The sequence below is a fragment of the Streptomyces sp. NPDC059443 genome (genome assembly GCF_042750105.1).
GTDB lineage: Bacteria > Actinomycetota > Actinomycetes > Streptomycetales > Streptomycetaceae > Streptomyces.
Genome location: NZ_JBHYVM010000025.1, coordinates 23284 through 31981 on the forward strand (window position 1 = coordinate 23284; position 8698 = coordinate 31981).

An 8698-nucleotide genomic window follows, 5' to 3' on the forward strand; every position below is an offset into this window, starting at 1 on the left:
GGGTGTTTTCCTGGGGGGTGCGCCCCCGGGTTGTGGCGCGCCCGGGTGGGCGCGGCGGCGGGGGGGGGGGGCCCCCCCCCCCCCCTCGGCGGTGTTGGCTACGCCCCCCGGCGCAGAGCCGCGGCCCGGGTCTCGATCGCGGTGAGCAGCGCCTCGACCCGCGTGTGGAAGATCTGCTCGTCCGTCACCTCGGCGAGTTCCGCGCTCAGCCGGGTGATGTTGGGGAACCCCTGGGCGTCGACCAGGCGGTACTCGCGGCTCCAGGAGGACTCGTCGGCCTCGCGGATGTCCTGGTCGAAGAGGAGGTAGGCGGCGCGCTGGCCGACGAAGGCGAGGAGCGAGTCGCCGACCATGCGGTAGTGGACGGCCGCCTCGGCCCCGTCGAGCCCGGCCTCCATGACCGCGCCGAGGATCAGCTCGACCACCCGGAACTCGTTCGTGCGCCGGGTGGTCCGGCTGGCCATGGTCGAGCCGACCACGGGGTACTTGAGCGCGACCTCCAGGGAGCCGTCGGCGAGCGCCCGCAGCCGCCCCTTCCAGTCGAGGCCCTCCGGGATGCTGTCGAGCACCTCGCCGAGCGTGCGGTCGGCGACGGACAGCAGGAGCTCGTCCTTGTCGCGGAAGTGCCGGTAGATCGCTGTCGGGTCGGCGCCCAGTTCCTCGCCGAGCCGTCGGACGGTGAAGGCGTCCTCGCTGCCGCGGGCCGCGATGCGCAGGCTCGCTTCGATGATCGCGTCGGGTGTGAGCTGGCTGCCCGAGCGCTTGGACCGGGCGGGGGTGTCGGATGACTTCGGCATGGTGCGGCCAGTGTAACGATGTGGAAGAGAGCGAGCGCAACACCGTTGACAACATTGTTGCGCTCCCGTTCACTCCTCCTCAACAACAAGCCGTGCGGGTTCGCCCGCCGAGCCGGAGGATGCTTCGATGTCCAACAGCAGCCAGCGGGTCACACAGCGGGCCGACACCGTCTTCGTGGGCGGAAAGGTCTTCACGGGGACCGGGCCGGCTCCCGTCGACGCCGCCGTCGCCATAGCGGGCGGCAGGATCCTCGCCGTCGCGGACGAGGCGGAGGTGCGCTCGCTCGTGGGCCCGGACACCGAGGTCGTCGACCTCGCGGGCGGACTGCTGGTCCCCGGATTCCAGGACGCCCACGTCCACCCGGCGGTGGCCGGCGTACAGATGCTCAGCTGCGACCTGAGCGGGGAACGCACCATCGACGGCTACCTCAAGGTGGTCGCCGACTACGCCGGGGCGCACCCCGGGGCGGCCTGGATCCGCGGCGGCGGCTGGTCGATGGACGTCTTCCCCGGCGGCACGCCCACCCAGGCCATGCTCGACGAGGTGGTCCCGGACCGGCCCGTCATGCTCACCAACCGCGACGGTCACGGAGCCTGGGTCAACACGCGGGCGCTCCACCTCGCCGGCGTGGACCGGGACACCCCCGACCCGGCGGACGGCCGGATCGAGCGGGAGCCCGACGGGAGCCCGGCGGGCACCCTCCAGGAGGGCGCCATGGACCTGGTCGCCCGGCACGTGCCCATCGCCACGCCGGACGAGGCGCACGCGGGCCTGCTCGCCGCGCAGGAGCACCTATTCTCGCTCGGCGTGACCAGCTGGCAGGACGCCATGATCGGCGCCTTCCCCGGCAATCCCGACAACTTCGGCGTCTATCTGCGGGCCGCCCGCGAGGGCTCCCTGCGCGCACGCGTCGTCGGCGCCCTGTGGTGGGACCGCGAGCGCGGTCTGGAACAGATACCCGAACTGGAGGAGCGCCGCCGCACCGGCCAGGTGGGCCGCTTCCGGGCCACCAGCGTGAAGATGATGCAGGACGGCATCGCCGAGAATTTCACCGCCGGCATGCTGGAGCCCTACCTCGACGGATGCGGCTGCGCCACCGGGAACACCGGGCTCAGCTTCATCGACCCGGAGGTGCTGGGCGAGGCGGTGGGCGTCCTGGACCGGTCCGGCTTCCAGATCCACTTCCACGCCCTGGGGGACCGCGCCGTCCGCGAGGTGCTCGACGCGCTGACCCAGGCCCTCGCGGCCAACGGACCCAACGACAACCGCCACCACCTCGCCCACCTCCAGATCGTCCACCCGGACGACATCGGGCGCTTCGCGAGCCTGGGCGCGGCCGCGAACATCCAGGCGCTGTGGGCCGCGCACGAACCGCAGATGGACGAGCTGACGATCCCCTTCCTGGGCCCCGAACGAGCGGCCCTGCAGTACCCGTTCGGGGACCTCCAGCGCGCCGGAGCCCGCCTGGTCGCCGGCAGCGACTGGTCGGTGAGCAGCCCCAACCCGCTCTGGGGCATCCACGTCGCCGTCAACCGGGCCGTACCCGACGAGGCGCCCAACGCGCCCGGGACCTTCGAACCCTGCCCGCCGTTCTTCCCCGAACAGGCCCTGACCCTCTCCCAGGCCCTGACCGCCTACACCGCCGGCAGCGCCTGGGCGAACCACCTCGACGACGTCACCGGCACCGTCGAGGAGGGCAAGTACGCGGACCTCGTCGTCCTCGACCGCAACCCCTTCGAGCACCCCAGCGAAGAGATCGCCGAGACCCGGGTGATCCGGACCTACCTCGACGGCGAGCTCGTCTTCCGCGCAGCGCACTGAGCCACCGCACCACGTACCCCTCTCGCAGCTCACCCCTCAGGAGTCAGACGATGCCATCAGCCCGTTCGAGAGCGGCCCGGCCCCGACGGATCCGCCACGCCCTGGCCACCGGCCTCGCGGCGGCCGCGGTGCTCATCACCAGTGCGTGCGGCGGCTCCGCCCACCCGGCTAAAGATGCGGCCACCGCGTACCGGATCACGGACAAGACCCCCGCCGCCGCGGGCAACGTGGATTCGTTCACCTGGTCGCTCTTCGCGGAGCCGACCACCATCGACTACGCCTACTCGTTCGACTACCCGCCGAACCAGATCCTCGCCAACGTCTGCGAGAGCCTGCTCCGCTGGAACCCCGACCTGACGACCTCGCCCAACCTCGCGGCCTCGTACGCCAACCCCACCCCGACCACCTGGGTCTACCAGATCCGGCCCGGCGTGAAGTTCCACGACGGGACCGCGCTCACCGCGGACGACGTGGTGGCCTCGCTGCGCCGCAACCTCGACCCGGCGACGGCCAGCGTCTGGGCCTACCCCTTCCGCAACGTCCAGTCGGTCGAGCGGACCGGGCCGATGGAAGTCACCGTCACCCTGGCCAAGCCGGACTCCACCTTCAACAAGTACCTGGCCGCCAGCCCCGGCACCGTGGAGTCCGCCGCCACCCTGGCCAAGTCCGGCAAGGACTACGGCAATCCGCAGACCGGCGTGAACTGTACCGGCCCCTTCTCCTTCGACTCCTGGACCTCCGGCCAGTCGCTGACCCTCAAGCGGTTCGACGGCTACTGGAACCCCGAGCTCAAGGCCAAGTCGGGCCAGGCGAAGTTCGTCTTCCTGGCCGACCCGACGACCCGGGTCAACGCCTTCCAGAGCGGCGAGGTCGACGGCGGCTGGATGGTCCCGCCGAACGCGTACGACCAACTGCGCACGGGCCAGGCCGGAACCCTCTACTTCGGCCGCAACACCAGCGTCGCCGACGAGGTGGTCAGCAACCTCAAGGGCCCGCTGGGCGACGCCCGGGTGCGCCGCGCCCTGCTCATGGCCATCGACCGCAAGGGCATCGTCAAGGCGGGAGCCGGCGGAGTCGGCGAAGTCGCCGACTCACTGGTCACCGACAACCTCTGGACCGACGCTCCCGCCGCTACCCGTGACGGACTCCTCAAGGACCTGCCGAAGTACCCGTACGACCCGGCCAAGGCCAAGGCGCTCGCCGCCGAAGCAGGGGTGAACGGCCAGAAGATCGTCATCGCGACCAGCCCGCTCGACTCCCAGACGACCATCATCACCCAGGCCGTCGCCCAGGCCGCCACGGCCATCGGACTCAAGCCGGAGATCGACTCCGTCTCCGCGGAGAAGTACACGACCCTCTTCACCGACCCGGCCGCACGCGAGGGCATCGACCTGTTCCTCACCTTCTGGTACACCTCCATCACCGACCCGCTGGACATGTACGGCTCGCTGCAGACCGGCGCGTACAGCAACTACGGCAACTGGTCCCACCCCGCCTTCGACGCGGCCGTCGACCGGGCCATCGGCACCTACGACCCGGCCGGACACGCCGCGGCCAACGCCGAGGCCCAGAAGATCGCCCTCCAGGAACTGCCCTGGCTGCCCCTGTACACCCAGCCCGTGAGCGTCTTCATGGGCAAGCGGATCACCGGCGTCCAGCCGTCCATCGCCTACCTGTACTACCCCTGGGCGGCCGAGATCGGGGCCAAGGGATGACGGCCGCGGCGACCGCGGCGGCCCGGACCGTCCGGGTGCTGCGCAGACTCGCCGGGATGGCCGCCACCCTGCTCGTCACCTCCTTCCTGGTCTTCTCCTCGCTCTTCCTCGCACCCGGGGACCCGGCCGCGTTCCTGGTGAAGGGGCGCAGCCCCAGCCCGGAGGAACTCGCCGCGATCCGCACCCAGTACGGATTCGACGACCCCTTCCTGGTCCGGTACTGGCACTGGCTCGAAGGGGTGCTGCGCGGTGACTTCGGCCGCTCCTACCTCTTCCACCAGGACGTCGGCTCGGTCATCTGGTCGCGCCTGCCCTCCTCGCTGCTGCTGATCGGCGTATCCGCCCTGATGATCGCGGTGGTCGGCGTCGGATCCGGCATCGTCGGCGCGCTGCGCCGCGGCACCCGGACCGACCGCTCCCTGATGCTCCTGGTCACGGTGGGCGCCGCCGCACCCGCCTTCGTGGCCGCGCTCCTGCTCCGCTCGGTCCTGGGGGTCCAGCTCGGCTGGTTCCCCACGATCGGCAACGGCAGCGGCCTACTGGACCGGCTGCACCACGTGGTGCTCCCGGCCGCGGCCCTGTCCGTCACCTTCGTGGCGCTGGTCACCCGCGTGACCCGCTCGGCGATGCTCGACGAACTGCGGCGCGAGCACGTCGAGGTCGCCCTCAGCCGGGGGGCGCCCCGGCGGACCGTGATCCGGCGCCACGTACTGCGCAACGCGCTGGGACCCATCGTGACGGTCTCCGCGCTGCTGGTCTCCGGAATGCTGGTCAGCACCGCGATCGTCGAGACGGCCTTCGGCATGTCCGGAGTGGGATCACTGCTCGTGACCTCCGTGGACCAGCTGGACTTCCAGGTCGTACAGGCCATCGTGCTGCTGGTCGTGGCCGCGTTCGTCGTGGTCAACGCCCTCGTCGACCTGCTGCAACCCCTGATCGACCCGAGGACCACGGCAGCGGGGAGCGCCCGATGAACACACAGGCCACACCCACACCCACACCTGCTCCCACGGCCCCGCGCACCGCGGCGAAGCCCCGGACGCTGCGCGGCCCGCTCGCCCGGCTGCGCACCCTCGGCGGCGGTCCGCTCCACCGGATCTGCCTGCTCCTCCTCGCCCTGTTCGTCCTGGTCGCGCTGCTGGCCCCCTGGCTCGCGCCCCAGGACCCGACCTTCGGCCACCTCGGCGACACCCTCCTGGACCCGAGCGCCGAGTACTGGCTCGGCACCGACCAGGGCGGCCACGACACCTTCTCGGCCCTGATCGTCGGCACCCGCACCAGCCTCGCCGGGCCCCTCGCGGTGGTCTGCTTCTCCACCGTCACCGGCATCGCCGTCGGGCTGTTCACCGCCTGGCGGGGCGGCTGGATCGACACCCTCGTCGGCCGGGTGCTCGACGTGCTCTTCGCCTTCCCCGCGCTGCTGCTGGCGATCCTCGCGGTGGCCCTCTTCGGCAAGGGGATGACGGCCCCGGTGATCGCCATGGCCATCGCCTACATGCCGTACACCGCACGCCTCGTACGCGCCCTGGCCGTGCGGGAGAAGGCCCGCCCCTACGTCGCCGCCTACCGGGTGCAGGGCCACTCCGCCCTGTTCGTCACCGTGCGCAGGGTGCTGCCCAACATCGCCCCGACCCTGCTCGCCCAGTCGACGGTGAACTTCGGGTACGCCCTGCTCGACCTCGCCGCCCTCTCCTTCCTGGGCCTGGGCGTACAGCCGCCGACACCGGACTGGGGCGCCATGATCAACCAGGGGCAGACGGCCGTGCTGCAGGGCCGGCCGCTCTCCGCGATCGCGCCGGCCCTCGCGGTGGTCCTGGTCGTCGTCGCATTCAACGTCGTCGGGGAGAGCCTCGGCGACCGACTCGCGGGGAGGGATTCCCGATGACACTGCTCGCATACGAGGAACTTTCCGTCACACTGCCCTCGATGGCCCGCCCGATCCTGGACGGCGTCAGCCTGAGCGTCTGCGCCGGGGAGGTCGTCGCCCTGGTCGGCGAATCCGGCTCCGGGAAATCGGTCACCGCCCGCGCCGCCCTCGGCCTCTTCCCCACGGGCGCGGAGCTCGGCGGCCGGGTCCGCGTGGACGGGACCGACCTGGTCGGCGCCGACGCCGCGAGCCTGCGTACGGTACGCACCGCCAAGGCGTCGATGATCTACCAGGACCCGCGCGCCGCCATCAACCCCGTACGCCGCGTCGGGGACTTCCTCACCGAACCGCTGCGCCTGGTCCACGGCTGGTCCCGGGACCGGGCCGACGCCCGGGCGGCCGAACTGCTCACCGCGGTCGGCCTGCCCGACCCCGTCCGGCACCTGGGCCAGTACCCGCACGAGCTCTCCGGCGGCATGCTCCAGCGCGTGGTGATCGCCGCGGCCCTCACCACCGAACCCGAGCTGTTGCTCTGCGACGAACCGACCACCGCGCTCGACGTCAGCACCCAGGCCGAGATCCTGGCCATCCTGGGACGGCTCCAGCGCGACCGCGGCCTGGGAATGCTCCTGATCACCCACGACATCGAGCTCGCGGCCGCGTCCAGCGACCGGATCTACGTCATGTACGCGGGCCGGATCGTCGAGACGGCGCCCGTGACGGAGCTCTTCACCTCCCCGCGCCACCCCTACACCGCGGGCCTCCTCGGCTCCTCCCCGCCACTGGAAGGGCCGCTCGCCCGCCTCACCCCCATCCCCGGCGCCCCCATGGGCCTGCTGGAATCCGCACCCGGCTGCGCCTTCGCGCCCCGGTGCCGCTTCGCCGAACCCGGCCGCTGCGACCGGTCCGCGCCGCCGCTGGAGCAGCACGGTCCGGCCCGGGTCGCCTGCCACCGCGCCGCCGAAATATGGGAGGAACGTTGACCACCACCGATCCCGCGCCGGCGCTCCTGACGGTGACGGACCTGCGCAAGACCTACCGCACCGGCGGCGTGGAGGTCGTCGCCGTCGACGGCCTGTCCTTCTCCCTGCGCCCGGGCGGCGCGCTCGGCATCGTCGGGGAGTCCGGTTCCGGCAAGACCACCACGGCACGGATGCTGATCGGCCTCGAACACCCGGACTCGGGCGAGATCCTCGTACAGGGCGAGCCCCTGGCCAGATCCGTACGGGGGAGGGCGGCCCGGCTCGCCCGGGCCAAGGCGGTCCAGATCGTCTTCCAGGACCCCTACCTCTCGCTGGACGCCCGGATCGGCATCGGCGCCACCATCGACGGGGTCCTGCGACTGCACGGGTCCCACGACCGGGAGGCCCGCGCGCGGCGGGTCGCCGAGCTGCTGGCCCAGGTCGGGCTCGGCGAACGCGAGGCCGCCGCGCTGCCCCGCCACCTCTCCGGCGGGCAGCGCCAACGTGCCGCGATAGCAAGGGCGCTGGCGGTGGACCCGGCCGTCCTCGTGCTCGACGAGGCGGTGTCCGCGCTCGACGTGTCGGTACAGGCGCAGGTGCTCAACCTGCTGTCGGACATCCGGCGAGACACCGGCATCGGGCTGGTCTTCGTCAGCCACGACCTGGCCGTCGTCCGCTACGTCTGCGACGAGGCCCTGGTCATGTACCGGGGCCGGACCATGGAGCACCGCCCCGTCTCCGAACTGCTCGCCTCCCCGAGGCACCCCTACACCCAGCTGCTGCGGGCGTCCGTGCCCCACCCGGGATGGGACCCCGACTCGATCAGCCGGCGGCGCCGGGAACTCGATCCGCTGACGGGGGGTCCCCCTGGGGTATGACACGGCGCGCACAAAGTCCTACTTTGATCCTAAGAGCTCCGTGTGTCCCTCCCCGTACGGTGAAACGCATGGACAGGACAGCGAGGCGTGGCGGACGTGGCGGCGGCAACGGGTGCGCGTGGATGGCGGTGGGGGCGGCCCTGGTCGTGGTGGCGGGCGTCGTCGTCCTCGGCGGCGACCTGACCTGGCTCAAGAAGTCGATCGGCGGGGCGGGCTGGTCCCTGACGTACGAGGCCAAGGGCGCGAACGGGCAGACGGCGCAGGCCCGGGAGATCTTCTGGGGCCGGAACCTGGACCGGTACAAGGAGGGCGTGTCCACCGAGCGGGTCGGGCCCGTCGCGCTGCCCTGGAGCCAGGAGACGGTGATCAACGTCGGCGAGAAGGCCCGGGTGGAGGTGCGGCCCGAGAAGGGCGCCGTGGCCTCGTGCCGGATCCTCCTCGACGGCGTCCGCGAGGTCGCCTCGGGCACCTCGCCGGCCCCGGGCGAGCCGGCGGTGTGCGAGGTCGTCACCAGCTCGGTCCCGGAGAAGTGGGACGCGAAGTAGCGCGCTCGGGGGCGGCCCGGTCCGGGCCGGGGCCGCTCCGTATGTGCCGGGCCAGGCCCCCCCCCCCAAACACGCGAAGAGACACGGCGCGGACAACTCGAGACGCAAAACA

At 72.0% G+C, this 8698-nt stretch carries 8 protein-coding genes; 7 read left to right on the forward strand and 1 reads right to left on the reverse strand.

Features of this window, described 5'->3' with window-relative positions:
* Positions 1-98 precede the first annotated feature (98 nt).
* Positions 99-797: a TetR/AcrR family transcriptional regulator gene (locus tag ACFXDJ_RS23320; protein WP_384662199.1), complete on the reverse strand. Its 699-nt coding sequence runs from the start codon at positions 795-797 to the stop codon at positions 99-101.
* Between the two features lie 127 nt (positions 798-924).
* Between ACFXDJ_RS23320 and ACFXDJ_RS23325 the strand changes: the two genes are divergently transcribed.
* The 7 genes from ACFXDJ_RS23325 to ACFXDJ_RS23355 all read left to right on the forward strand — a co-directional run bounded on the left by ACFXDJ_RS23325 (position 925) and on the right by ACFXDJ_RS23355 (position 8586).
* Positions 925-2619: an amidohydrolase gene (locus ACFXDJ_RS23325; protein ID WP_384662196.1), complete on the forward strand. Its 1695-nt coding sequence runs from the start codon at positions 925-927 to the stop codon at positions 2617-2619.
* Between the two features lie 50 nt (positions 2620-2669).
* The gene (locus ACFXDJ_RS23330) at positions 2670-4334 is read left to right on the forward strand and encodes an ABC transporter substrate-binding protein (protein ID WP_384662193.1); all 1665 of its coding nucleotides are present in this window, start codon (positions 2670-2672) and stop codon (positions 4332-4334) included.
* Complete coding sequence (locus tag ACFXDJ_RS23335) at positions 4331-5308, forward strand: ABC transporter permease (RefSeq protein ID WP_384662190.1); 978 nt, start codon at positions 4331-4333, stop codon at positions 5306-5308. Before ACFXDJ_RS23330 ends, ACFXDJ_RS23335 begins: the two co-directional genes overlap by 4 nt.
* Entirely contained in the window at positions 5305-6219 is a 915-nt protein-coding gene (locus tag ACFXDJ_RS23340) for an ABC transporter permease (RefSeq protein WP_384662188.1), read from the forward strand. The genes ACFXDJ_RS23335 and ACFXDJ_RS23340 overlap by 4 nt, the downstream gene beginning before the upstream one ends.
* Entirely contained in the window at positions 6216-7184 is a 969-nt protein-coding gene (locus ACFXDJ_RS23345) for an ABC transporter ATP-binding protein (RefSeq protein ID WP_384662185.1), read from the forward strand. The genes ACFXDJ_RS23340 and ACFXDJ_RS23345 overlap by 4 nt, the downstream gene beginning before the upstream one ends.
* Complete coding sequence (locus ACFXDJ_RS23350) at positions 7169-8041, forward strand: ATP-binding cassette domain-containing protein (RefSeq protein WP_384662182.1); 873 nt, start codon at positions 7169-7171, stop codon at positions 8039-8041. Before ACFXDJ_RS23345 ends, ACFXDJ_RS23350 begins: the two co-directional genes overlap by 16 nt.
* A gap of 68 nt (positions 8042-8109) precedes the next feature.
* Positions 8110-8586 (forward strand): hypothetical protein, encoded by a 477-nt coding sequence (locus ACFXDJ_RS23355; protein ID WP_384662179.1) that lies wholly within the window; start codon positions 8110-8112, stop codon positions 8584-8586.
* Positions 8587-8698 lie beyond the last annotated feature (112 nt).

Excerpts from the sequence above, each read along its gene's own strand:
- ACFXDJ_RS23350 (WP_384662182.1), top strand. The coding sequence starts at position 7,169 with ATGGGAGGAACGTTGACCACCACCGATCCCGCGCCGGCGCTCCTGACG.
- ACFXDJ_RS23355 (WP_384662179.1), top strand. The coding sequence starts at position 8,110 with ATGGACAGGACAGCGAGGCGTGGCGGACGTGGCGGCGGCAACGGGTGC.
- ACFXDJ_RS23335 (WP_384662190.1), top strand. The coding sequence starts at position 4,331 with ATGACGGCCGCGGCGACCGCGGCGGCCCGGACCGTCCGGGTGCTGCGC.
- ACFXDJ_RS23325 (WP_384662196.1), top strand. The coding sequence starts at position 925 with ATGTCCAACAGCAGCCAGCGGGTCACACAGCGGGCCGACACCGTCTTC.
- ACFXDJ_RS23345 (WP_384662185.1), top strand. The coding sequence starts at position 6,216 with ATGACACTGCTCGCATACGAGGAACTTTCCGTCACACTGCCCTCGATG.
- ACFXDJ_RS23330 (WP_384662193.1), top strand. The coding sequence starts at position 2,670 with ATGCCATCAGCCCGTTCGAGAGCGGCCCGGCCCCGACGGATCCGCCAC.
- ACFXDJ_RS23340 (WP_384662188.1), top strand. The coding sequence starts at position 5,305 with ATGAACACACAGGCCACACCCACACCCACACCTGCTCCCACGGCCCCG.
- ACFXDJ_RS23320 (WP_384662199.1), bottom strand. The coding sequence starts at position 797 with ATGCCGAAGTCATCCGACACCCCCGCCCGGTCCAAGCGCTCGGGCAGC.